The sequence below is a fragment of the Micromonospora sp. KC721 genome (assembly GCF_004348355.1).
Classification (GTDB): domain Bacteria; phylum Actinomycetota; class Actinomycetes; order Mycobacteriales; family Micromonosporaceae; genus Micromonospora.
Map to the genome: position 1 here is coordinate 23845 of NZ_SMJY01000024.1, position 22195 is coordinate 46039.

The following is a 22195-nucleotide window of genomic DNA, read 5'->3' on the forward strand; positions in this document are numbered from 1 at the left end:
ATGAGGGGGCCGACGAAGCCACACGGGCAGCCGATCCGGGTCGACGAGTTGCAACGCCGGGACCAGGTGCTGCTGTTCGGGCGGCTGGTCGAGATCGCGGACGCCCAGATGGTGCGGGACTTCCCGCCGTGCGTCAACCTGGTCATCATCCCGATCGGTGGCGGCACGCCGAGGGAGACCCTGGTGCCCCGCGACATGCTGCTGCTGGGGATGAAGCTGCCCCGGACGCTCCAGCTGCGGTGCGCCGGCTGCCAGGCGTTGACGCCGCAGCACATCGACGTAACCGTGGGTATGTGCGAGCAGCCGCTGTGCGTCGGCTGCCGCGCTCGCCGCGCCGGGCCTGCGGGCCCGTGGCTGACCCCTACCGGGAGGCACTGATGTCGAACGACATCCTTCGGGCGCTGATGGCCGACACCGACGAGGAGCGAGAGCGGTTCGTCAACCGCGAAATCCTGCGGCACGGCGTGATGCGGGCGATCACCTGCATGCGGTCCGGTGTGGTCCTCGACGTCGACCGGGCGGTGATGGTGACAACGGTGAAGGGCGACAACCGCAGCGCCTACGTGCTCGATGGCCCTGCCTTCGACGAGGTAGAGCCGGAGCTGAGGGCAAAGGCCGCTGAGCTGAGCATGGACCTGGAGGTGATCGACGGCCGCAAGCTGTGACGGGGCCGCCGGCACCCTGCCGGCCGTTCTAGGATCGGGGCCGCACTCACGTTGGGTGCGGCCCTGTTCACTGTGGAGGGAAGGCATGGAGCCGTTGGCGCGGTTCGAGAGCCACGTCGCCGGGCGGAACGCGCGGGTCGCGATCTGGCCGGACCGGATCGAGTGGAGCCAGCCCGGCCGCACGATGGTGGCCAACGTCCTGCTGGTGATCCTCGCGGTCTACACGGTCGGGTTGGCACTGCTCGTGCCGGCATTGCGGCCCCGGTTCAAGGAGCGCAGCCGGCAGATGCTCGCCATGAAGGCCGTCCAGTCGGTGGCCGCGCAGCGGGACGGGCTGCACACCGCGGTCGCGGTGGTGGCCGGCGCGACGACGATCGCGTTCCGGGTGCCGCACGCCGACGCGCCCCGCATCGAGGCGTTGATCCGGGATCTTGTGCTCGGCTGACTCCCACCTCACCCCGACGGCTCAAGATTCCGCCGTCGTCCGTGTCGCTCGCCAGCACGATCGCGAGAAGGTCATTTAGCGATGGCATCGATCCTGGTTGGGGTAGGCGCCAGACCTCTGGCTCCAAGCTTTCTGGCCCGGCTGCGCAGCGTGGGATCCGCCGAGGCAGCCGTGGGCAGCGCGGCTACCCCGATCGCGTGCAGCTGCCTATCGCTCAGAAACGCGAAGGACGACCATCGAAAGGCCGTGACTCAGATCACAGGCTTCCGGTGAGGGGGTTCGCTTGATCGCATAGCGTGACCGGAGGGTTGCGGACGGGCAAGGTCGGACGGCCTTGCCGCTCACGGTGAGTGATCTTCATCGTCGCGGCCGCACGCCGGATCGCCGGGATATCCACTCTGGCTGAAGCGGGCCTGATCGATGGTCTGATAGGAACGACGTGCACGGAAATGGCAGTGGCTGCGGTGATTCGGCACCGCAGCCACTGATTTCCGCCGCAAGTCCAGCTCCGTCCAGAAGGAGGACCTATGCGTTTCAGAGCAAGTTTACGCGCCGTCGTGGCGATCGGTGCCCTGGGGATCGCAGCCGGCCTGTCGCCAGCCGCCGCTCACGCGGCGAAGCCCACCCCGCAGCCCGACCCGGCGGGCACCTACATCGTCTCGCCCATGAAGCGAATCGGCGTGGACAACGAGATCGCCGAGGCGAACGGCTACGAAGTTCGCCTCGACTCCAACGGTGTCGAGTACGCCGTAAAGAAGGGGGAGATCACTACCCAAAACGAGGTCGCCGGTGAATGCGGAAAGTCATGGGTGTACTTCACCGCCGTGGACACGAAGAAGCACTACTCCTCCATCTACACCGGCTACTCCATCCACGCGAACTGGCCGGGGGCGATTTTCACGAGGTGGCGCGTCGGCGTCGTCGACAACTACGGTGCGAGCACCAAGCCCTGGGATGATCCGTCCACGCCAACGCACTTCTGGGTGAAGACCCACCCCTTCACCTCAAGCGGCCCCGGCTGGGCCTACGCCGATGTCCTGCCGGGTAGCATCGCTACCCTGTCCAACGGCACCATCTGCTACTCCCATGGACCTGAGGCCAGCGCCTATCTGTAACGATCGCGCTGAGGGAGATGCCTCAGCGGTAGATGGCGTCAAGTAGAGATCGAGGGAGCCTCCAGCATGCGCGTACATGGACAGTTGGACCAGCACGATCGGGGTTGGCTGACACAGCCGACGCTCGAGGAGATCTACCGCTGGCTCGGGGTCAGGTTCGCCACGCTGGAGGCTCCGCTCTACCGCAGTCGCCTCGTGGGCCGCAGCTGGGAGACCGCTGGCGACCAAGGTGATCTCCGATACGCCGAGGTGCGGCTCGTCCACGAGTTGGACGATGACACCAGCATCGAGGTCACCACGGGAAGGGACGACACCGACGGCACCTCACTCGGCACCCGGCTACGTCAAAGCCTTACCAACTACCAGCTTGGGCAACTCGGACGGCTGGACGCGCGTCCCTGGGGCGCTGGACATCCTCCACCCGAGTTCTTCGAGCGCCTCGAAGTCGACCTTCCGCACGAGCCCGCCGGCACCCGCGCCATGCTCGTCGACGGCGAATCCAGCGACTGGATCTACCTCACCTTCCCCGACTTGACCACAGGGCAGCACCTCGTCGCCTGCGGTGGGCGAATTGGTGCGTCGTTGATCATGGTCACCGGAACGGATACCTCCGTCACAACCGCACGCCTGCGCATGTGGCCCCCGCCCGCCCTGCTGCATCCACGCTGAAGCCAAACCCCTTCCCGAATGTAGAGGCGGGCCGGGACGGTTGAAGCCGTCCAGGTGGGGCCGGATCAAACCGTCAGGATCATGCTCGGCATGCATTTTGCCGTGCAGGCGCCGCCCGCAGACGAGGCCGAGAGGGGCGCTGTGTCCCCTGGGGCCGGCGCACTCTCGGCTACGCTGGCGGGGTATTCGCCGCTGGCTGCGGGCCGGGCATGGGACTCTCCTGTCGAGGATGTGCCGATGTCCGCGGTGTGCGACACCCCCGTGAAGGGGAAGATGGTCCGGGCCACGAAGCTCGGGGTGTGCGGCGACCCGGTGCTGGGCGCCGGAGGTTGGCCAATCCACGTCACGTCGAAGGGCTTCATCAGCGTCGAGTACGCCGGTGAGGTCGACGAGGGCGAGGAGATCGAGCAGAAGGACGCCAACGGCGATCCGCTGGTGTACGAGCCGGCCCGCCGCCGGATCAAGCTGTACAACGTGACGGTCACCTGCGGGCGGGTCGACCCGGAGCTGTACACGCTGTTCACCGGTATGCCGGTGGTGCTTGACGAGGACGGCAACGCGTCCGGCCTGCGCATCACGAGCCGGCTCAACCTCGACTCGGCGGTGGCCCTGGAGCTGTGGTCGGGCACCCAGCTCAAGAAGTGCCCGCCCGGGTCGGTGCAGCGGCCCCGGTTCGGGTACTTCCTGCTGCCGCAGATCATCGACGGGATGATCGGGGACTTCACGATCGAGAACGGGGCGGCGAACTTCACGCTGACCGGCAAGGCGATCGAGAACCCGGGGTGGGGCGTCGGCCCGTACGACGTCTACCTGCGGTCGACCGGCGTCGCGCCGCTGGAAGATCCGATGGGCGATGCCGACCTGCTCCACATGGACTGGACGCGGCTGCCGCCGCCGGCGCCGACGTGCGGGGTGACCCCGCGGCCGCCGGACGGCACCGTGGCGAAGCTGGCCACCGACGCGACGAACATGACCGCGGAGTTCACCGCGACGTACGTGCCGGCCGCGCCGAACGGCACCTACACGGTGGATTGGGGCGACGGGGCGTCGACCGCCGGCCCGGCGGTGGCGGCGAAGGTGAACCACCAGTACGCGACCGCCGGGACGTACCTCATCACGGTGACGCACTCGGCGACGGGCGCGCAGCGCTTCAAGTCGTTCGTCGCGACGCCAGTCTGAGGCGGCGATGACGCAGCCGGCGCGGACCGGCCCGTGCAACTGGCCGTTGAACACGGCGGCCTGCAAGGGCTGGGACACGATCGACGAGGCGGTCAGGATGGCGGCCACGCACCTCGCCGTCGAGGTGCTGTGGGCGCTGTCCGGCCGCCGGTTCGGCCTGTGTTCGACGAGGGTGCGGCCGTGTCGCCGTCGCGACCAGGACGCCTGGTTGCGGTGGGAGCCGTGGCTGACCCTGCCGTACGGCAGCCTGGCGATCACCTGGTGCGGCTGCGCCTGGTACGGCAACTGTGGATGCGTGCCGGCAGCGTGTGAGGTGTCGCTGGCCGGCCCGGTCCACGACGTCACCCAGGTACTGGTCGACGGAGTGGTGGTGCCGGCCGACGCGTACGTGGTGCAGGACCGGCGGTGGCTGGTGCGCGTCGACGGGGACTGCTGGCCGTGGACGCAGGACCTCACGCTCTCCGACAACCAGCCGGGCACGTGGGCGATCACGTACCGGCGGGGCGTGCAGGTGCCGCTCGGGGGGCAGATCGCCGCCGGTCAGTACGCCTGCGAGGTGGCGAAAGCCCTCACGGGTGACAGCGCGTGCCGGCTGCCCCGCCGGGTGCAGTCGCTCGCGCGGCAGGGTGTGCAGGCGACGTTCATCGACCCGGCGCAGCTTGCCAAGGACGGCATGACGGGCCTGCCGGAGGTCGACCAGTGGCTGCGGGTGGTGAACCCGAACCGGCTGCCCCGTGACTCGGTGGTGTGGTCCCCGGACCTGGACCGGGGCAGGAAGAGGACGTCATGACACACCCGGAGCTGACCGTCGTCGACGACGTGGCCTGGCCAGTCGCGGTGACGCTGCGCGAACTCGTCGAGAGGGCGCTGACCGGCGCGCTCGGCGGCACGCCCGCGGTGTGCGCCGTGGTGCCCGGCCGGGATGTGGCGATCGACTCGTGCTGCGACGGGCAGGCGTGGGTGCGCATCGTGCGGACGTACCCGGTGCTGGCTGAGGAGTTCCCGAATGGGCGGGGCACGCCGCTCGACGATGGCGCCGACCTGGGCGCGTTCTGGGCGGTGGAGCTGGGTGCCGGCTCCGCTCGGTGCGCGCCGACGTTCGACGACGGCGGGAACCCGCCGAGCGCCGCCGAACTCGAGCGATCGGCGGCGGAACTGGCCGACGACGCCGGCCGGATCCGCCGGAAGGTGCTGTGCGACCTGCCGAAGGCCGAGACGGTCGAGTCGGTGTGGATCGGTGAGCAGTCCAGCGTCGGCCCGTCCGGGGGTTGTGTCGGCCAGGAGGTCCTGGTCGCGGTGATGACCAACGTGTGCGTGTGTGCGGACGAGGAGGCGTGAGCGATGCGGGACGGCCAGCTGGTGACGGTGCGGGCGTTGGCGGCGATGCCGGGCGTCACCGACGGCGAGGTGCGGCACGGCGTGGAGTGGACGCCGCGGCTGGCGACGCTGGTCGACGCCGGCCGGTACGAGGTCTTGGACGGCGGCGACGTCGACCAGCCGGAGACGGCGGCCGCCGAGCCGGCCACCGCGGTGGCCGGCGACGTCGATGGCGAGGAGCCGCCGCCGGAGAAACGTAGCCGGCGGCGCTGATGGCGGTCCGGGTTAACGCGCGGGTCGACCTGTTCGCCGGCGAGATGCGGAAGCTACTCACCGGCCCGGTCGGGCCGGTGCTGCGGTTCGTCCGGTCGGTGGCCCGGCAGGTGCGAACCCGGGCGGTGCTCAAGTGCCCGGTGGACACCGGCCGGCTCCGGTCGGCGCACCGCGAAGAGGTCGGGGTGCGCCGCGGCCAGGTGTACGGGTTCGTGGTGAACGACGTCGAGTACGCCGCGGCCGTGCATGACGGCACGGGTGCGCACGTCATCCGGCCCCGGCGGCCGGGCGGCGTGCTGCGGTTCGAGACGGGCGGCCAGGTGGTGTTCACGACGCTGGTGAACCACCCGGGCACGCGGGCGCAGCCGTGGCTGCGTGAGGCGATGGAAGAGGTAGCGGCGTCGGCGGGGTTCCGACTCGTCCGCTCGTAGGGGAGGAAGCGATGAGGGAGTTCACGACCAGCGCCAAGACGGCGGAGGCGACGAGCGACGGCAAGAAGCTGCCGGACGTCAAGTTCAAGCTGGACAAGGTGAAAATGGTCTGTCGGGCGCCGAAGGACGCGCAGTTGGCGTACCTGATGGCGGCGGCCTCGTCGAGCCGCACGGAGGCGGACCAGGTAGCGGCGGTGCTCGACTTCTTCGAGCAGGTCCTGGACCCGGGCAGCCTGCGGGTCTTCCGGAAGCGGCTGCTGGACACCGGGGACGAGTTCGACTTCTCCGACGCAATGGCGATCTTCGAGTATGTGTGTGAGGAGTGGTCCGGCCGCCCTACTGGGTCGGGCAGCGACTCCTGACCCTGGCGGTCAAGCGCTGGCCCGAGTTCCACGGGACGATGCTGCTGCGGACCGGCCGGGAACCGCTGGACCTGCCGCTGCCATCGCTGCTGGACGTGATCTACGCCTGGTGGGTGGAGGGCGGCACGGAGAAGGACGTCACCCGGTTCCGGCAGGCACTGGAGGCGCTGCCGTCCGGCGAGGAGCTGGAAGGCCGCGCCGAGTGGTCCGACGAGGAGACGGACGAGTCGTTCGCCCGGGCGCTGGGCGGGATGCAGCGCGCCGGCCGCGGATAGCAGCGGAGGGCGATCCCGAGCGGGGTCGCCCTCCGTCGTACCCGGGGGTCAGCGGAAGTCGCTGTCCCGGAAGGTGGTGCGCGGCGGCGGCAGCTCGGTCCGCTGCGTCAGTGCCGGCAGCTCCTCGCCGGCCGGCGCGCTGGCCAGCCATGGCAGGAACTGCTTGAGGAAGTTGTCCACGCTGGGCAGGGCGAGGATCCGGGTCACGGCGGCGGCCACGCCGATGATCTGCGCGACGGCGGGCACGGTGTCGATGCCGGCGGTTACGGCGACGACCGGCAGCAGCGACAGCAGCGCCACCACGGCGGCGAAGGTGGTGCGGACGGTGGCCCGCCACGGGTGGCGGGTCTGGGTGGTTTCGGTCATGGATCCCCTCCAAGTTGGATGACCTTGGCTTTGAGCTGGGCGTTCTCGACCAGCAATCGGTCACGCTCAGCGGCGACGGCTTCACGGATGCGTAGCTCGGCCCGCAGCTGGGCGACCTCGCCCTTGGTGCGGGCCAGCTCCTCCCGGAGCTGGGCGATGGTGAGGTTCGCGGCCGCCATCTGCGTCTCGGCGAGCTGGAGCTTGGTTTCTGCCCCGGCCAGCTGAGCGTCCATGCGGACCAGCAGACGCTCGGCCATCTGCGTGGACTGGTCGGCCAGCGTGATGCGCTCCTTGCGCCGGCCGAGCAGCCACGTCACGAGACGGTCGATGATGGCGCCCGCGATCGACCCGCCGCCGAGCAGCGCGACGATCAACTCGGGCTTCACCGAAGCTCCCTCAGGTGAGCGGGTTCCGGAAGGCGGCATTCCAGGTGTTGACGCCGATCAGCCCGTCCTCGCGGAGGCCCTGGTCGCCCTGGAAGGCAACGGCCAGCGCGGCGTACTCCGGGCCGTAGATGCCGTCGTTGCCGTACCGGCCGAGCCACCGCTTGCCCTTGCCGATCGACCAGCCCCGGCGGGCGAGCTGGGTGGCCCACTCCTTGAGCCAGGCCCGGTCGGTGCGGCCCCGGAAGTAGCGCTCGTACTTGCCGGACACCGAGTAGTCCGGGCCAGACGCCGGACCGAAGTACCAGCCGGCGGGCAACGGGAAGGCAATCGGCGTACCCGGAGCGGGCTTGCCGGGCGGCGGCTTCGGCGTCGGGTTCGGGGGCTGCCCAACGATGGGCAGGCCCGCCTTGAGCCACGAGTAGATCTCGTCGCCGGGGCAGGCGGTCGCCCCGCGGTCCCGGTGGCCCAGCAGGGTCAGTCGCTTGCCCTTGCGGTCGTTGGCCTCCTCGTAGAGCCACTTGAAGGCGCGGCGGGCAGCGTCGGAGACGTCCTGCCGGCCGGCCTTGTCGGAGCCGATGATGCAGACGCCGATGGCCTCGGTGTTGTGGCCGGCGCAGTGCGCGCCGATGGTCAGCCAACCCCGGCCCTCGTAGATGTCGCCGGTGATCGAGTTGATGAGGAAGTTGTAGCCGACGTCGGACCAGCCCCTGACCCGCATGTGGTAGTCCTGGATCTGGCGAGGCGTCTGGGTGGCGCTGGCAGCCGAGTAGTGGCCCATGAAGTGGGTCCGCCTCGACCAGGTGGTGGTGTCGCGGCCCTCAGGCGGTCGGGCGCCCCAACCGGCCCGGCTGATGATGTGCACTGGTTGTCCTCCCGGCAGCGTTGATCGACTGTCGGGGGACAGGTCTTTACGGTAGCGGGTGCTGGCCGGGCGAGGGGTGTCTGGTGCGAGGGCTCGCCGTATCCAAATCTATACGGTCGCAATGAGAGATAGTGACCGTATCAAACGGCTTACGCTGAGGGTGTGGCACTGGGACGTGCGTACATCGAGATTGTCGGCGATGTCAGGAAGTTCGCGCCGGATCTTCGCCGGGGCCTGACGAAGGCCCTCAAGATCGGCGCAGTCGGGACAGTCGCCGCGTCCGCGACCAGCCAACTGCTCGGCCTCGTCGGGGCGCTGTCGTCGGTCGGCGGTGCCGCGTTCGCCATCCCCGGCGCGCTCGCGGTGGGTGTGGCCGCCATCGGCGCGCTGCGAGTGGCCACCACCGGACTCGGCGACGCCTTCAAGGCAGCGGCGACCGGTGACGCCGCCGCCTTCCAAAAGGCGATCGAGAACCTGTCTCCCCAGGCGCAGCGGCTGGCCACCGAGTTCCGGGCGGTGAAGCCGGCCCTCGACGGCATCCGCTCCGCGGCGCAGGGCGCGTTCGCGGCGCCGATCGTCGGCCAAATCAGACAGACCGCCTCGGTGCTCGCCGGGCCACTGCGGTCGGGCCTGGCCGGCATCGCCGCCGAGTACGGCAGAGCGGCGCGGGAGGCGCTCACCTTCGCCCGGGACGGCACAACCGTGTCGGTGCTGCGCGGTGTGCTGATGTCCGCGCAGGGGGCAGTGGCGAACCTGACCGTCTCGCTGAAACCACTCCTGACCGGGTTCCGCGACCTGGCCGTGGTGGCGCTGCCGACGATCGGGCAGCTGTCCCTCGATGCCGGGGGAGCGGCCGCCCAGTTCGGCGAGTGGCTGTCGGCGATGGCGCAGAGCGGGGCGGCCGTCGCGTCGATCCAGACTGCGCTGGGTGTGCTGTCGCAGCTGGGGCAGATGGCGGCCAACGTCGGCGGCATCCTCAGCGAGGTCCTGAGTGCGGCGTCCGCGTCGGCCAGCGGCGGGCTGCTCGGCAGCCTGGTCGTGCTCACCGGCGCAGTCCGCGAGTTCTTCGCCTCGGCTGAGGGCGGCGCTGCCCTGACGGGGATCTTCGAGGCGCTGGGGGTCGTCGCATCGGGCCTGTCGCCGCTGCTGCTGGGCCTGTTCCGTGCCATCGGCGAAACCCTGGTGCCGGCGCTGATGCCTGTTGCTCAGGCCCTCGCACCGGCGTTGCAGGCCCTCGTCCCGGCGCTGGCCCCGATCGGCCAGGTGATCGCGTCCCTCGCGGTAGCCATCGCTCCGGTCCTGCCGGTCGTCGCCCAGCTCATCAGCATGTTGGTCGGTCCGCTGGCGCAGGCCCTGGCCGCCCTGGGGCCGCTGCTCGGCCCGATCGTGACGGCGCTCGGGCCGGTGCTGCTCCAGATCGGGCAGACGCTCACCGCGGTCCTCGCCCCGATCGCCGGGCTCCTCGCCGAGCTGTTCACGCAGCTCGGTCCGCCACTCGGCGAGATCGTCGCGGCTCTCGGCACCGCGCTCGCCCCCGTCCTGGACGCCCTTGGCCCGCTGATCGTCCAGGTGGTGCAGGCGTTGATGCCGTTGATCCCGGCGCTGGTGTCCCTGCTGCCGCCCGTGGTGGAGATCATCGTGGCGCTGACGCCGCTGATCGAACTCGTGGCGCAGCTGGCGGCCGTCGCGGTCGCCCTGGTCGCGCCGCTGCTCAAGGTCGTGGCGATGCTGGTGGCGTTCCTCGCGGCGGAGGCGGTCGCCCCGCTGGTGTCGGCGATCGCCTCCGCGCTGGCGTGGCTGCTGTCTCCGTTGTCCGGCGTCGCCGACTGGTTGGGCCGGGTCGCCGCCTGGCTGAACGCGATCGATTGGGCCGGTGTCGGGTCCGCCATCGGCGGGGCGTTCACCGCCGCCTGGAACGCGGTGGTCGGGTTCTTCCAGTCGATCGGTACGTGGTTCGCCGAGCTGCTCGGCAAGATCGGCGCGTTCCTGTCCAGCCTTCCGCAGATGCTGTGGAACCTGTTCACCGCGGCGGCGAACATGGCGTTGCAGGCCGTGGGCGTCGGCATCGGTCTGATCCTCTACTCGGTCACGATCCTGCCGGGGCAAATCATTGGGTTCCTGGCGAAACTGCCGTCGATGCTGGGCACCCTGTTCGCCGCAGCGTGGAACCTCGGCCGGCAGGTGTTCCTGGCTGGCGTCACTGCGGTGGTCGGCTTCGCGGTCGCGCTGCCCGGCCGGGTGATCTCCGGGCTGTCGAGCCTCGCGTCCCGGCTGCGGTCGACGTTCACCAGCGCGGTGACCGCCGGACGAGCAGCGGCGGTGAACGGTTTCAACAGCATCGTGTCGTTCATCGCCGGTATCCCCGGCCGGATATCCGGCTACGCCGGCCGGTTCCTGTCGGCCGGGTCGGGGCTGATCAAGAAGCTCGTTGACGGGCTGCGGAAGGTGCCGTCGCTGGGCAGCATCGCCGACGCGATCTCGGGCACCATCAAGCGGCAGCTGAACAACATCATCGGGTCGATCAACGCGGGCATCGCACGGGTCGACGCGCTGCTGCCTGGCTCCCTGCCGAGGATTCCGCACCTGGCGAACGGTGCGATCCTGCGCCGGCCGACGCTGGCCATGGTCGGTGAGGCCGGTGCCGAGGTGGTTATCCCGCTGACCCGGCCGCGCCGGGCCCGCCAGCTCGCCGAGGAGTCGGGGCTGCTGTCGCTGCTTGCCGGCGAGGCCGGCAGCGGCCGGCCGGTGGTGTTCAACCGCGGGGCGATCTCTGTGGTGTTCGAGGGTGTCGTGCCGACCGAGCAGGAGGCGTGGCGGACGGGTCGCGCGGTCGGCGACGGGGTGTGGGAGACGTTGGCCCGGCGTTCCGTGGCCACGACGGTGAGGACGATCTGATGGGCGAGTACAACCCGGACCGGCCGTATGTGCTGGGGATGCAGTGGGCGCCACTGGTGAAGGACCCGCTCGTGCTGGACACCGCCAGTGAGGTCGGATACGTGTTCCGGTCAGCGTCCACGAGGGTGGATCGGGTGTGGCTGCGGTCGACGTCGCCGCCGCCCGGCCGGCCGACGCGGAAGGAGCTGCTGGTCAACCTGTACCGGGCGGAGGTGGCGGCCGGCACCGGCCCAGTGCGGACGGTGGTCATTCCCTGCGCGTCAGGCGAGCTGCTGAACGGCGCGGAGGTGGTTGGCGCCCCGGCGTTGACGGCGGACGCGGTGGCGAACCCGTCCGACCCGCAGTACGTCACGCTGACCGGGCCGAACGCGGCCTGCCGGTTCTGGTTCCAGACGTCCTCGCCCAGGCTGCAGGCGGCCCTGCTCCGGCGGCGGATCCTCGACGTGACGGTGCTGTACGTGATGTCAGGGCCCTTCGCCGACTTCTCACCGGCGGTAACCCTCGGGCTGGAGCGGCCGTCGGCGGGTGTCAACTGGCCGATGGACGAGACGCTGACAGGGCCGACGCAGCACAGCAGCGTGGCTGAGATACGCCGGTCCCGGCTGGGGGAGCTGAACCCGTGGTGGAGCACGGCGGCGACCCCGCTGACGACGAAGTGGCGGATGCCGTACGCGTACGCGGGAGGGATGGCACCCACGTCGGGCTTGACGGCATGGGCGGCGCCGGGCGGCATGAACATCAACGTGCGGCTTCAGGTCGCCGGGTCGGTGCCGGCCGGCACGCAGTTTCAGCTGCACTACTTGGCGTTAGAGGTGACCTACGGGGTGGAAAACCGAGCCGGCGGCGGAGGGCTGGACGTCTCCGACGGCGCTGGCGGGGTGAGCGGCCCGTACTACGAGATCCCGATGCTTCAGATGGTGAACTTCGGGTGGGAAGTGTCCATCCGGGAGGGCGTCCGATACGCGGTAACCGTCGGCCAGGCGTACTCCGGGCAGCTGTCCGTGGCATCTCCCGTGCCGATCCCCGTCGACCGGCTCGGGACCGTCGCCCCGTTGCCCAGTCTGCGCGGGGTGCAGCTGCGTAAGACGATCCGCGAGGGCTCCGTACCGACCGCGGAAACCGTCAACGAGCTGCCGGCAATCGTGATGTACCGGAACGGGCCGCTGCCCCTCGCCGACAGCCGGTCGCATGCCTATCTCCAGCAAGCGATCGGCACGATGTCCAGCCGCTACGCGTCCGGGGGCCTGGTACAGCGGATCCTCGACAACGGGGCCGGCACCTACGTCTGGGTGCGGTTCTACGCCCGGCACCTGCCCGGCACGCAAAACCCGCTGGAGCTTTACCAGGCCGATCCGGCGGACCCCCTTAACAGGCTCGGTCCCCGAGCGTCCATCACGGTGGACGAGTTCGACGCTCTGCCGGAGGTGGCCGGCGGGTGGAAGGAGATCACCCTGCGGCTGGACCCGCCGCTGAAGGCCATTGGCGGCGGGGTGACCTGGTGGGCGTTCGACAGCAGCGCCGGCGACGAGGTGCCGTGGCAAATCCTCGGCGCGGACGCCGAGCCGTACCGGGGGGCAGCGTCGAGCACCATCAGCGGTACGACGTACGGCGGGTTCACGGCGTTCGCCAGGATCGACGGCGTAGACGACCCGTCAGCGGATCTGACGCTGATGCTTGCCCGGGAGATGGACGATGTGACCGGGCTGACCGTGCAGCCGGCCGTGCAGCCGCTAGCCGTCGTCGACGAGCAGTGCGCCCGGCCATCCGGCGGAGTCCCGACCGGCATCCACTACCACCAGCTGACCTGGGACGCGGTGAACAGCGATGTCGTCGCCGGGTGGGGCTCGTACGAGGTGCAGCGCCAGGACGACACAATGGACGCCGACGAGTGGGAGACAATCGCCCTGGTCGCCGCGCCGAACATCACAGCGGTGGACGACTACGAAGCGCGGGTGGGCGTCGAGACGCGGTACCGAATCCGAATGGTGCACCGCATCGGCATCGCCGGCCCCTGGTCGGAGCCCGTGACGGCGACGATCCCCGCGCCCGGCGTGACCGGGACCCGGGTCGACGTCGGTGTGCTGATCCTGACCAGCAACCACAACCCTGCCGGGAACCTGGCGTACGTCACGAACCGGGACCGCAGCGGCGGCGAGGACTTCAGCTTCCCCGAGGCGGGACAGGTCGAGCTCCAGTCGATGTACGGCCGGGACTATCAGGCGGCGTTCCGGCCGCTGGAGCGCGGCGGTGTCGAGTTCACGCGGACGCTGCTGGTCAACGCCGTCGCCGTGCCGGCGCAGACCCTGGACAAGGGGTTTCGCGACCTGCGCGATCTGGCCTGGGACACGGTTCCGTACGTATGCGTGCGCGACGAACTCGACAACCGGTGGCTGTCCACGCTGCTCGTGCCGTCCGGATCGGTGCGCCGTAACCGAAGGCGCGGGCACCTGCACCTGGCGCAGGTGACAGTGGTGGAAGCGACCGGTACGCCGGCACCAATCGGCGGGGGACCGCCGCCCTGCGAGGGCCTTCGCCCGGAGGGCACCACCGGGGCCGTGCACGCCGAGGCACAGACACCAGCCGACGTCGCCTGGAACCCGCTCGTCGTCGACGACCAGTTCGCCCGAGAGGTGCCCCCGGGCGGGTGGGGTGCGACGGATACGCCAGGCTCGCCGTGGGTGTTGACGCTGGGCCCATCAGACGAAGTGGCGGTGACCGGCGGCGTCGGCGTCATCGAACTGGCCAAGCCCTGGAACGGGAACCCGTACTTCGAGACGGACACGTCTGGCTGGACCCCGGACGGTGGAACGTTCGAACGGTCGACGGCGCAACGGCAGGAAGGAAACGCGTCGGGGCTGCTGACCCCGAGCGGCGTCGCCAGTGACGTGTTCGTCGAATGCGAGCCCGTGAGTGGAGTGGTTGAGGGCGCGACGTGGCGAATGGTGGCGTGGGTTCGGTGCGAGGTGACCCGAAACATCCACCTGTCGATCAACTGGTACGACGCGAACGGTCAGTACCTGACTACGTCCGTCAGCCCGGCGAACGCGGTCCCGGCGAACACGTGGGTGTGGCTGCCGCACACCGCGACGGCCCCCGCCGGGGCGGCGAAGGTCACCGGCGACGTGTGGCTGATGGGGACGCCATCCGCGTCACACCGGGTCTACATCGACGGGGCGGGCATCATGCCGACGCCGGTCGACAAGCGGCTGGTTACCGGCCCAGCCGTGCGGGACGTTGACGTGCTGACGCGGGTGCGGATCACCAAGCTCCCAGACACTCAGCCGATCAACGCGTACCTGCACGGTCGCTACCTCGACGGAGGAAACCTCTACGCGGCGCGCTTGGCGTTCCGGGCCGACGGCACGCTCGGCGTCGCTTTGGAGCGGCTGCACCAGGGTGGGTTCAGCACCATCGTGACCCTGACCACGGCGCACGACTGGCAAATGAATCCGGTGCCGCTGGTCGCCGGCGCCTGGTACTGGTTCCGGTTGCAGGTCCGCGGCCAGGTAGTGCGCGCCGTGGCCTGGAAGGACGAGCCGGGCAGCTACCGGCCGGCCTGGACGGTGCAGGCAAAGGACGGAACGCTGCCGGCCGCCGGCATGACCGGGGTGCGAGCCAGCATCACGTCCGGGAACCGGACGATCGGGGCTCGGGTGGAGTTCGACAGTTACCAAGTACGCGAGCCGATGGCGAACGTCGACATCCGAGTGGAGCTGCGCGTCACCGGCGACCTGTGGAGAGTGCGGGTGGATCACTACTCCAAGACGAACCCGCGGTTCAGTTCGTCTGGCTGGAACGCTCAATGGTCGGACGCGGACGCATGTTTCGAGGTGTGGGAAAAGGATGTGTTCTACAGCTGCGTGCCGATCGACCAGTTGGGGATGGTGCGCAACCAGCGGCGCTGGCTCCGGGCTGTCTACGAGCAGGACAACGGTGGCGGCTTTGGCCGGGTGACGTTCTACACGTCGCTGGACGGGATGACGTGGAGCGGTGGCACCTCGGTCCTGGGCCACCCGGAGCCGTTGGACCTGCATGCGGGCTACTTCGAGATCAGTGTGAGCGATGACGTCACGGTGTCGCGGGTGGAGGTGCGGCGCGACATCGACGGACCGCTGATTGTGGTGCCGGACTTCGAGGCGCAGCCGAAGGCCACAAAAGTGTTCGTCGACGCGCGCGGCGTGTCGTGGAAGGTGGACGGCGTTGGGATCTGCGGTGCTGCCTGACCCGCTTGACCTGATGGCCGGCGCCGGGCAGAGGTCGGTGTCGTACCGGTTCGACCTGGTTGATGGAAGGACCGAGATCCGGCGGGGCCCGTTGACGCCGCTGCGGGATACGGCGCCGAGCTTGACGCATGACCTGACGGGGATCATCACACGCCGGGTGGAGGGGTTGACCCTCGGCGTGGCAGACGCGCAGCGGCTGAACCCGCTGACCGACCGGGTGGTGATCTCGATGGTGATCGGGGGCTGGCGGCCACGGGCGTATCCGCTGGGCAGGTACATGGTGGGCGATGCCACTCAGTTGCAGACGTCGGCTGGGTCGACGGCCCCGCTGATCCTGTTCGACGAGATGTTCATCGTCGACCAGGAGCTGGAGATGGGGTTCGACGCTAACGGGCAGTTGGTGGACCAGGCGGTCCAGCGACTACTGGCGGGGCTGCCGATCGGTGAGATCCTGGTGGACTCAACCGAGTTGACGTCGGTGAGCGCCTGGTCGCCGGGCAACACCAGGGGGATGGCCCTGCGGGACCTGTCGCGGCAGGGCGGGTACTTCCTGCCGTGGTTTAACCACGCCGGTCGGCTGCGTCTGATGCGCGCGTTCGAGCCGGCCAACCAGAAACCGACGATCGACTTGGACGCGTCGCAGCGGGTGATCCGCGGTTCAGTGGCGCGCGGGTCGGATTTGCTGACCGCGCCGAACCGGTTCGTGGTAATTAGCAATGATCCGGGGGCGGGAGCCGCTCCGATCGTGGGTGTGTATGACGTGCCGGCGTCGGCGCCGCACTCGATCGCGCGGCGACGCTTTGTGCTGCCGAAGGTAGTGGAGGCGCAGCTGCCGTCGCAGGCGGCGGCGACGGCGTACGCGCGGACGCTGGGCATCCAGCAGACGGTTTACGAGTCGGTGGAGCTGAGCACCCCGGCGGATCCGCGGCACGACGGCTACGACGTGGTGCGGTGGGACGGGGTGCTGTGGCTGGAGACGGGTTGGACGATGCCGCTGGTGCCGGGCGGGGAGATGCGGCACACGCTGAGGCGGGCGTACCCGAACACGGATGGGGGTGAGCTGTGAGGGCTCCGCTGGTGGGGGTGCCGGTGAAGGCGATCGCCGAGGCGGTCCTGGATCGGGTGTTACAGATGGGCCTGACGAGCCGGCTGCGGCCGGCGACGGTGGTGGGCGCGGCGAGCGGCAGCGGCTTCCGGGTAGTGGTGGACGGGGACACCGTGCCGATGCGGGTCGGGTCGCTGGTGGGAGCATTGCCGAAGAAGTCCCGGGTGATGGTGCTGATGACGCCGCCGGCCGGCAACCACGTGGTCGGGTTCCTGGGGGTGCCGCCGCAGTCGGCGTACTTGGCCGACACGGGGGTAGTGGTTGACAAGCTGGCCCTGTTGTACGAGGCGGGCTGGGCGGCGGCCGGTAACTCGTACCGGATCGTCGGTTCGCGGATCGAGTTGAGCATCAATCTGACCCGGACAGGCGCGGCTATCACGGCGAGCGCGCTGGGCAACATCACGGACACCTTGATCGTGACCTTGTCGAATCGGGCGTTCAGGCCGTCGATCACGAAGAACTTCATGTTCCGGTCGTCGGTCACGTCTGGTGCTGCGCTGCTGTCGACGAGCGGTCAGGTGATCCTGCTGGACATGCACCCGACGTCGTCGATCTCAACGAACGACACCGTGCGGCTGAGTGTCGACTACCTTTTGCCGGTCGTGTGACGGCCCGACGAAGACAGCGCAGCCCCGGATCGCGAAATCCGGGGCTGCGCTGCGTTCACGTGGAGACACCAGCATAGCGGCGAGCTTCAGAGAGGGCAAAGCGACCGACCGGCTGTACATAAAACATTGACACCCTAGTCCCCGTTGTGTACAATGTTTATGTACGTCTTGCTCTGCTTGTAAAGGAGGAATGAATGGGAAAGCCCCTGCTCGTGGCCTGGGGTCATGAGTTCGTCGACGAGGTGCTGGATGCCCTCGGGGACGTCGAGTTGGAGGTTGTGGTTGGGAAGCCGGCCGTCGACCGGTGGCGAACTTCGCCGCTCGTGTTAGTCGACGCGCGGTGTCGGGCGTTGATGGCCGGAATGCCGGCACACCCGCGGGTGGAGGTCGTCGCGCCGGCTGAGCTGTACGGCGACCGGCTGGCTGCCGCCATCGACGCCTGGCAGGCCGATTACCCGGACGCGGCCGTCTATGCGCTGCCGCGCGCCGCGCATGGCCTCCGGGACCTCGTCGCTACGGCGGCTGCTAGTGGGGGGCCCGCCGAGGTGCGGATCGGTGTGGTCGGTGGCCACGGTGGCGCCGGGGCGACCACCCTGGCGGTGGCTCTGGCGCTGGTCGCCGCCGACGAGGGCATGCGCACGCTGCTGGTCGACGCGGTCAGGTGCGGCGGCGTTGATGATCGGCTCGGTACGCCGGTCGCGTCGCTGCGGGTTGTCGACGCGCCGGACTACCCGGCGGTCGAGGTGGAGCGGATCGCGGCCGAGGTGAAGGTCGTCGACCTGGATCGGACGCTGCATGATGCGCAGGTTGACGCGGCGCGGCTGTGCGACCTGGTGTTGCTGGTGGGCAATGTGCAGCGCAATGCGATGGCCAGCAGGCGTGTCGCAGTCCGGCTCGCCTGCGCGGGCGTGCGGTTCGGCCTGGTGCCGTCATGGCGGCACGACAACGTGGCGCTGGCGCTGACCGAGGAGTTCGCCGTGCCAGTCATGGACAAAATGCCACTGGACCCGGCCTCGATCTTCTCGGACGGTCGGGTGTACCTGATCGGACAATGCCGCCTGCTGGAAATGGCCCGCGACGTGGTGCGTCGCGGTCCCACCGTCGTCGCCCAGGTGGCGGCCTGATCGTCCCCGGCTGGTGCCGTACATTGACGTTGTATGGCGTCAGGCCGTGGGAGGAGAGGGAACGTGAAGGTGAACCAGGCGAAACTCAAAGCGGTTACGCGGCGTATCGCGGCCGACCTGATGAAGCCGGGCCCGCTGGAGCTGCCCGTTGTGGTGGGGCCCAAGGAGCTGGTGCGGATGTTCGGCGTGAAGGAGAACACGCCCTACCAGTGGCGGTCGAAGCAGATTCTCCCGAAGGAGGACGGGGGTGCCAGCAACAACCCACAGTGGAAGCTAGCCACGATCTACGCCTGGGCCGAGGAGACGGGCCGGAAGATCGTGTGGGACCCGTGGGACGTGCTCGAAGAAGACACCGAGGCGGCCTAGTAATGAGCATGTTCGGAGGGATTGCGACCGTACAGATCGGGTGTAGGGTGCCGGAAAACGCGTCGACCCCGCCAGGCGGTCATCTGGCGGGGCCGAGGAGTAACCCGGAACAGAGAACGGGTCGCACGCGCATCGTACGCCAGCTCGGGCGACGGTGCGCTGGCGGCGCTGCACAGAGAGGCCGCCTGCATGGTGGACCGGTGGACGGTCGAGCGCGCGGTGAGGCACGAGCTCTGCACGCTCGACCCTCCCGGCCGACAGCTCGTCCTGACGCTACTCACGTGGTCCGACGCGGCCACAGCGGTGATCCCCGCGCAGTTCACGCCAAGCCTGACCGACTTGCAGAAGGCGACCGGGCTCGCGCGGTCGTCGGTCGCGAAGTGGCTCAACGTCCTGGAGGGCAAGGACGGCGAGGACGGCGAGGAGCGCACGGAGAACAAGTGGGTGTGGCGCGAGCGGCCGACCGTTGCGGACGCCCGGCGCAAGAAGGCCCGGACGGTGTACCGCATGGGGGTGCCGCCGGACCTGTTGCGGAGGCTCACGGAACTGGGCGTGGTTGGTCCGCGTGCCGGACCAGCCGCGTCCGAATCTCCCCGGTCTGTTGGTCCGGGAGGCGGACCAGTGAAGGCTGGTAGTGGTCCGCGGAGCGGACTAGCTCTAGTCCGCGAGGCGGACCGAGTTGGTCCGCCAGACGGACACAAGACATACAGGGAACAAGAACCGGTTGGGCGCCGTACCGCGAGCGGCGATCACCGGTACGTCGAGGGGCCCAACGGCCGATGCGCCCAACCCGGGTGCAACCGGTCGGCCCCGCTGCACGGCCCAAGCCTGCGGGCTGTGCCCGAACAGGAGAGGAGAGTGATCGGAGAATGAGGATGCCCCTCGCGCCAGGCGACGTCGCGCAGTGCGAGACGTGCAGCGGCGAGCTGATCGCCGCCGGGGATGACTGGCGGCACAGGATGCCGGGCGGCTGCACCGAGTTCGGCACGCCGGTGATCTGCCGGCACGACGACTGCGCCATGCCGGCTGCCGTCGGAAGCCTGGTCTGCCTGGACCACGCGGGCGCTTTTTCGTCGCCCCATGGTGTACGGCTACAGTCGTCCAGCGCGACCGTATAAAGTCTATGTAGGTTCGTTCACGTGGAAAGGAACGAAGGATGAGTTCACGGTTCATGCCGGCCACCCGGAAGAAGGCGAAGGCGCGGGTCGCGCTCGCCGGGCCGAGCGGGGCGGGCAAGACCCTGACCGGCCTCAAGCTGCTGTATACGCTGACCGGCTCGAAGACGATCGGGGACGGCCTGGAGCGGATCGCGGTCGTCGACACCGAGCGGGACTCGGCCGACAAGTACGCGGTCAACCCGGAGCTGCCTGGCGTCGGCGACATGACGCCCGAGGAGGCCGGCGGCTACGGCTTCCAGAAGTTCTCCCCGGTCAAGTACGACCCGCGGCAGCTCGTTGAGCTAATCGATGAGGCGGCGCTGGCCGGCTTCACCGGCTTCATGCTCGACTCGGCGTCGCACTACTGGTTCGGGCCGGGCGGCATCCTGGAGCTGGTCGACCTGTTCGCCCGCAACCATGGCGGCAGGTCGATGGACGGCTGGAAGGACGTGCGCCCAATCGAGCGGGCGTACATCGAGGCCCTGATGAGCTTCCCGGGGCACGTCGTGGTGTGCCTGCGGTCGAAGCAGAAGTACGAAATCACCGAGGGCAGCGACGGCAAGAAGCAGGTGTCCAAGCTGGGCATGCAGCCCGACCAGCGCGACGGCTTGGAGTTCGAGTTCGACATGGTGGGCGACCTCGACCAGGACCACTACCTGCGGGTGACCAAGAGCCGGTGCGATGCCCTGGCCGACCAGGTGATCCACAAGCCGGGCGCGGAGCTGGGCCACCAGCTGCTCGACTGGCTGGAGAACGGCGAGCCGCCGAAGGCCCCGGACTGGCCGAAGGCGCTCGCGGCGTGCGCCTCGCGGGAGGACCTGGCCGTGCTGTGGCAGCGGGCGCAGCGCCTCGGCATGACGCAGAAGCTGCGGCCCGCCTTCAACGAGCGGGGCGCGGAGATCGCGGCGGCGCGGAACGCGCCGCAGGTCCCGGGCGCGCAGCTCGACGGCGCGCTGACCGAGACGGCACGGGCTTCCGATCCTGACGCCTCGGAGGAATCCAGCGCGCAGCAGGCCCGCGACGTCGGGCGAATGGCCCAGGGTAACGGCCGGCAGACCGAGGCGGCAGGAGCGGGCCGATGACCGTGCAGCAGGCGGTGATGCGAGCGGCGGTGCTCAAGGCCCTGATGGACGAAGTGAAGAAGGTCTACGACGCGGCCCGGGCCGAGGCTGATGGTCGTCTGGTCGAGCTGAACGGCGCGCTCGGCGTGAAGACGATAGAGGTGAAGCTGCCGGGCCACGACGAGCCGGTGGCGCAGGTGACGCTCTCCGAGCCGAAGGCGGGCTTCGTGGTCGACGAGGCCGGGTTCCTGGACTGGTGCAAGCAGAAGCACCCGACTGAGGTGCAGACGGTTGTCGCGGAGCCGGTCGAGCAGGTGCGGCCCGGGTGGCGGAAGGCGCTGCTCGCCCGGATGCGGGTCGAGCCGGACGGCACGGTGGTCGACGGCGAGACGGGCCGGATCCTGGAGTTCGTCCGGGTCGCGGAGCCGCCGCCGCCGTCGACGACGCTGACCTTCAAGAAGGGCGGCCGTGAGGAGGTGGCGGCGGCGTACCGGGATGGCCGGCTGTCGCTGCCCGAGCTGCTGGCGCTGCCGGCGAGCCCGCAGGAGTGAGCGGGTGCGGGGCCGGGTGAAGGGCGACCTTCGACCGGCCCCGCTCCACATCGGAGCCGCAAGGAAGTGAGCGGTGGCGATCGACGCGAGGCTCGTGCGTGACGGCGTGGTCGACGTCAAGGCGTTTACCGCAGCCGCCGAGGCCGGCCCGGTGGGCGTGTGTGACGGCTGCGGAGGGCTGCTCGACGGGTCGACGCATGACGGCGGCGGCCTGGTGTGGTTGACGACTAGGTGCCGGGCGTGCGGCGCGGAGCGCACCGCGCCGGGCGGCCGGTACCGGCCCCGCCCGGCCGACCGGCGGCCGACGCCGCCGGCGTGGGTGCTGGAGGCGTCGGCCGAGCTGGACGCGCGCCGGCTGGGGGAGCGGTGGCCGGCATAGCAGATCCTGTGTGACCTGCTACACGGACACATCGTACATAAAACCTGTACGCAAGAGTGCTGTCTGCATACAATGACTATGTACACACCGCCCCCATTCCCTGTGTGAAGGAGTGAGCAAGATGCTGAGCTACGAGGAGATCCTGGAGCGCGCCCTGCTGGTCGCCGCCGAGGAGCTGGCGCTGGAGCAGGCCGCCGAAACGATCGGCGAGCAGCCGCTGACCGACGACGACCGCGAGCCGGTCGAGGTCCGCGAGGTCCAGACGCTGGCCGACGCGGGCTTCATGACGCTCCACAACGGCGTCGTGATCCGGCTGACCGACGGCCGCGAGTACACCCTGACCCTCAACCGCTACCGCTGACCGAGCCGGCGGGCGCGCCT

General features: G+C 69.6%; 25 protein-coding genes. 22 read left to right on the forward strand and 3 right to left on the reverse strand.

What is annotated here, in order from left to right; all coding sequences use genetic code 11:
• From E1182_RS07010 to E1182_RS07065, 12 genes are all read left to right on the forward strand, one after another.
• Positions 1 to 378, forward strand: a complete 378-nt coding sequence (locus E1182_RS07010) for a hypothetical protein (RefSeq protein WP_132262147.1) — start codon at positions 1 to 3, stop codon at positions 376 to 378.
• A gap of 26 nt (positions 379 to 404) precedes the next feature.
• Positions 405 to 665: a hypothetical protein gene (locus E1182_RS07015; protein WP_132262149.1), complete on the forward strand. Its 261-nt coding sequence runs from the start codon at positions 405 to 407 to the stop codon at positions 663 to 665.
• 85 nt (positions 666 to 750) lie between these two features.
• Complete coding sequence (locus E1182_RS07020; protein WP_132262151.1) at positions 751 to 1110, forward strand: hypothetical protein; 360 nt, start codon at positions 751 to 753, stop codon at positions 1108 to 1110.
• Between the two features lie 527 nt (positions 1111 to 1637).
• Positions 1638 to 2225, forward strand: coding sequence for a hypothetical protein (locus tag E1182_RS07025; protein WP_132262153.1), 588 nt, complete (start codon positions 1638 to 1640; stop codon positions 2223 to 2225).
• A gap of 84 nt (positions 2226 to 2309) precedes the next feature.
• On the forward strand, positions 2310 to 2894 hold the full coding sequence (locus E1182_RS07030; RefSeq protein WP_132262155.1) for a hypothetical protein: 585 nt from the start codon (positions 2310 to 2312) through the stop codon (positions 2892 to 2894).
• Between the two features lie 237 nt (positions 2895 to 3131).
• Complete coding sequence (locus tag E1182_RS07035; protein ID WP_165942541.1) at positions 3132 to 4073, forward strand: PKD domain-containing protein; 942 nt, start codon at positions 3132 to 3134, stop codon at positions 4071 to 4073.
• A 7-nt stretch (positions 4074 to 4080) separates the two neighbouring features.
• The gene (locus E1182_RS07040; RefSeq protein ID WP_132262160.1) at positions 4081 to 4863 is read left to right on the forward strand and encodes a hypothetical protein; all 783 of its coding nucleotides are present in this window, start codon (positions 4081 to 4083) and stop codon (positions 4861 to 4863) included.
• Positions 4860 to 5411 (forward strand): hypothetical protein, encoded by a 552-nt coding sequence (locus E1182_RS07045; RefSeq protein ID WP_132262163.1) that lies wholly within the window; start codon positions 4860 to 4862, stop codon positions 5409 to 5411. Before E1182_RS07040 ends, E1182_RS07045 begins: the two co-directional genes overlap by 4 nt.
• Before the next feature lie 3 nt (positions 5412 to 5414).
• Positions 5415 to 5663: a hypothetical protein gene (locus tag E1182_RS07050; RefSeq protein WP_132262165.1), complete on the forward strand. Its 249-nt coding sequence runs from the start codon at positions 5415 to 5417 to the stop codon at positions 5661 to 5663.
• A complete protein-coding gene (locus E1182_RS07055) occupies positions 5663 to 6094 on the forward strand; it encodes a hypothetical protein (protein WP_207921297.1) in 432 nt (143 codons plus the stop codon). Before E1182_RS07050 ends, E1182_RS07055 begins: the two co-directional genes overlap by 1 nt.
• A gap of 11 nt (positions 6095 to 6105) precedes the next feature.
• Entirely contained in the window at positions 6106 to 6456 is a 351-nt protein-coding gene (locus E1182_RS07060) for a hypothetical protein (RefSeq protein ID WP_132262168.1), read from the forward strand.
• A complete protein-coding gene (locus tag E1182_RS07065; RefSeq protein ID WP_132262171.1) occupies positions 6417 to 6731 on the forward strand; it encodes a hypothetical protein in 315 nt (104 codons plus the stop codon). Before E1182_RS07060 ends, E1182_RS07065 begins: the two co-directional genes overlap by 40 nt.
• Before the next feature lie 48 nt (positions 6732 to 6779).
• Here E1182_RS07065 and E1182_RS31600 read toward each other — a convergent pair whose 3' ends face one another.
• From E1182_RS31600 to E1182_RS07080, 3 genes are read right to left on the reverse strand one after another with little or no spacing between them, the layout of a single operon-like run.
• The gene (locus tag E1182_RS31600; protein ID WP_207921298.1) at positions 6780 to 7097 is read right to left on the reverse strand and encodes a hypothetical protein; all 318 of its coding nucleotides are present in this window, start codon (positions 7095 to 7097) and stop codon (positions 6780 to 6782) included.
• Positions 7094 to 7483: a hypothetical protein gene (locus E1182_RS07075; protein ID WP_132262174.1), complete on the reverse strand. Its 390-nt coding sequence runs from the start codon at positions 7481 to 7483 to the stop codon at positions 7094 to 7096. Before E1182_RS07075 ends, E1182_RS31600 begins: the two co-directional genes overlap by 4 nt.
• 10 nt (positions 7484 to 7493) lie before the next feature.
• Complete coding sequence (locus E1182_RS07080) at positions 7494 to 8345, reverse strand: N-acetylmuramoyl-L-alanine amidase (RefSeq protein WP_132262176.1); 852 nt, start codon at positions 8343 to 8345, stop codon at positions 7494 to 7496.
• Between the two features lie 162 nt (positions 8346 to 8507).
• Here E1182_RS07080 and E1182_RS07085 point away from each other — a divergent pair, with 162 nt between their 5' ends.
• From E1182_RS07085 to E1182_RS07135, 10 genes are all read left to right on the forward strand, one after another.
• Positions 8508 to 11240 carry a hypothetical protein gene (locus tag E1182_RS07085; RefSeq protein ID WP_132262178.1) on the forward strand — a complete coding sequence of 911 codons (2733 nt, stop codon included), beginning with the start codon at positions 8508 to 8510 and terminating at the stop codon, positions 11238 to 11240.
• Positions 11240 to 15463, forward strand: coding sequence for a hypothetical protein (locus E1182_RS07095; RefSeq protein ID WP_165942542.1), 4224 nt, complete (start codon positions 11240 to 11242; stop codon positions 15461 to 15463). The genes E1182_RS07085 and E1182_RS07095 overlap by 1 nt, the downstream gene beginning before the upstream one ends.
• A gap of 121 nt (positions 15464 to 15584) precedes the next feature.
• A complete protein-coding gene (locus tag E1182_RS07100) occupies positions 15585 to 16529 on the forward strand; it encodes a hypothetical protein (protein WP_243706076.1) in 945 nt (314 codons plus the stop codon).
• A 17-nt stretch (positions 16530 to 16546) separates the two neighbouring features.
• Complete coding sequence (locus tag E1182_RS07105; RefSeq protein ID WP_132262185.1) at positions 16547 to 17176, forward strand: hypothetical protein; 630 nt, start codon at positions 16547 to 16549, stop codon at positions 17174 to 17176.
• Between the two features lie 242 nt (positions 17177 to 17418).
• Positions 17419 to 18300: a hypothetical protein gene (locus E1182_RS07110; protein ID WP_132262187.1), complete on the forward strand. Its 882-nt coding sequence runs from the start codon at positions 17419 to 17421 to the stop codon at positions 18298 to 18300.
• Between the two features lie 63 nt (positions 18301 to 18363).
• The gene (locus E1182_RS07115) at positions 18364 to 18666 is read left to right on the forward strand and encodes a hypothetical protein (protein WP_132262189.1); all 303 of its coding nucleotides are present in this window, start codon (positions 18364 to 18366) and stop codon (positions 18664 to 18666) included.
• Positions 18667 to 19822: 1156 nt separating this feature from the next.
• On the forward strand, positions 19823 to 20905 hold the full coding sequence (locus E1182_RS07120) for an AAA family ATPase (RefSeq protein ID WP_132262191.1): 1083 nt from the start codon (positions 19823 to 19825) through the stop codon (positions 20903 to 20905).
• Positions 20902 to 21435: a hypothetical protein gene (locus tag E1182_RS07125; protein WP_132262193.1), complete on the forward strand. Its 534-nt coding sequence runs from the start codon at positions 20902 to 20904 to the stop codon at positions 21433 to 21435. The genes E1182_RS07120 and E1182_RS07125 overlap by 4 nt, the downstream gene beginning before the upstream one ends.
• 73 nt (positions 21436 to 21508) lie before the next feature.
• Positions 21509 to 21814, forward strand: coding sequence for a hypothetical protein (locus tag E1182_RS07130; RefSeq protein WP_132262195.1), 306 nt, complete (start codon positions 21509 to 21511; stop codon positions 21812 to 21814).
• Between the two features lie 121 nt (positions 21815 to 21935).
• Positions 21936 to 22175 carry a hypothetical protein gene (locus E1182_RS07135; RefSeq protein ID WP_132262197.1) on the forward strand — a complete coding sequence of 80 codons (240 nt, stop codon included), beginning with the start codon at positions 21936 to 21938 and terminating at the stop codon, positions 22173 to 22175.
• Positions 22176 to 22195: the final 20 nt, after the last annotated feature.

Bases quoted from the DNA above. Each gene is read 5' to 3' on its own strand.
- E1182_RS07010 (WP_132262147.1), top strand. From the start codon at position 1: ATGAGGGGGCCGACGAAGCCACACGGGCAGCCGATCCGGGTCGACGAG.
- E1182_RS07015 (WP_132262149.1), top strand. From the start codon at position 405: ATGGCCGACACCGACGAGGAGCGAGAGCGGTTCGTCAACCGCGAAATC.
- E1182_RS07020 (WP_132262151.1), top strand. From the start codon at position 751: ATGGAGCCGTTGGCGCGGTTCGAGAGCCACGTCGCCGGGCGGAACGCG.
- E1182_RS07025 (WP_132262153.1), top strand. From the start codon at position 1,638: ATGCGTTTCAGAGCAAGTTTACGCGCCGTCGTGGCGATCGGTGCCCTG.
- E1182_RS07035 (WP_165942541.1), top strand. From the start codon at position 3,132: ATGTCCGCGGTGTGCGACACCCCCGTGAAGGGGAAGATGGTCCGGGCC.
- E1182_RS07040 (WP_132262160.1), top strand. From the start codon at position 4,081: ATGACGCAGCCGGCGCGGACCGGCCCGTGCAACTGGCCGTTGAACACG.
- E1182_RS07045 (WP_132262163.1), top strand. From the start codon at position 4,860: ATGACACACCCGGAGCTGACCGTCGTCGACGACGTGGCCTGGCCAGTC.
- E1182_RS07050 (WP_132262165.1), top strand. From the start codon at position 5,415: ATGCGGGACGGCCAGCTGGTGACGGTGCGGGCGTTGGCGGCGATGCCG.
- E1182_RS07055 (WP_207921297.1), top strand. From the start codon at position 5,663: ATGGCGGTCCGGGTTAACGCGCGGGTCGACCTGTTCGCCGGCGAGATG.
- E1182_RS07060 (WP_132262168.1), top strand. From the start codon at position 6,106: ATGAGGGAGTTCACGACCAGCGCCAAGACGGCGGAGGCGACGAGCGAC.
- E1182_RS31600 (WP_207921298.1), bottom strand. From the start codon at position 7,097: ATGACCGAAACCACCCAGACCCGCCACCCGTGGCGGGCCACCGTCCGC.
- E1182_RS07095 (WP_165942542.1), top strand. From the start codon at position 11,240: ATGGGCGAGTACAACCCGGACCGGCCGTATGTGCTGGGGATGCAGTGG.
- E1182_RS07120 (WP_132262191.1), top strand. From the start codon at position 19,823: ATGAGTTCACGGTTCATGCCGGCCACCCGGAAGAAGGCGAAGGCGCGG.
- E1182_RS07125 (WP_132262193.1), top strand. From the start codon at position 20,902: ATGACCGTGCAGCAGGCGGTGATGCGAGCGGCGGTGCTCAAGGCCCTG.
- E1182_RS07135 (WP_132262197.1), top strand. From the start codon at position 21,936: ATGCTGAGCTACGAGGAGATCCTGGAGCGCGCCCTGCTGGTCGCCGCC.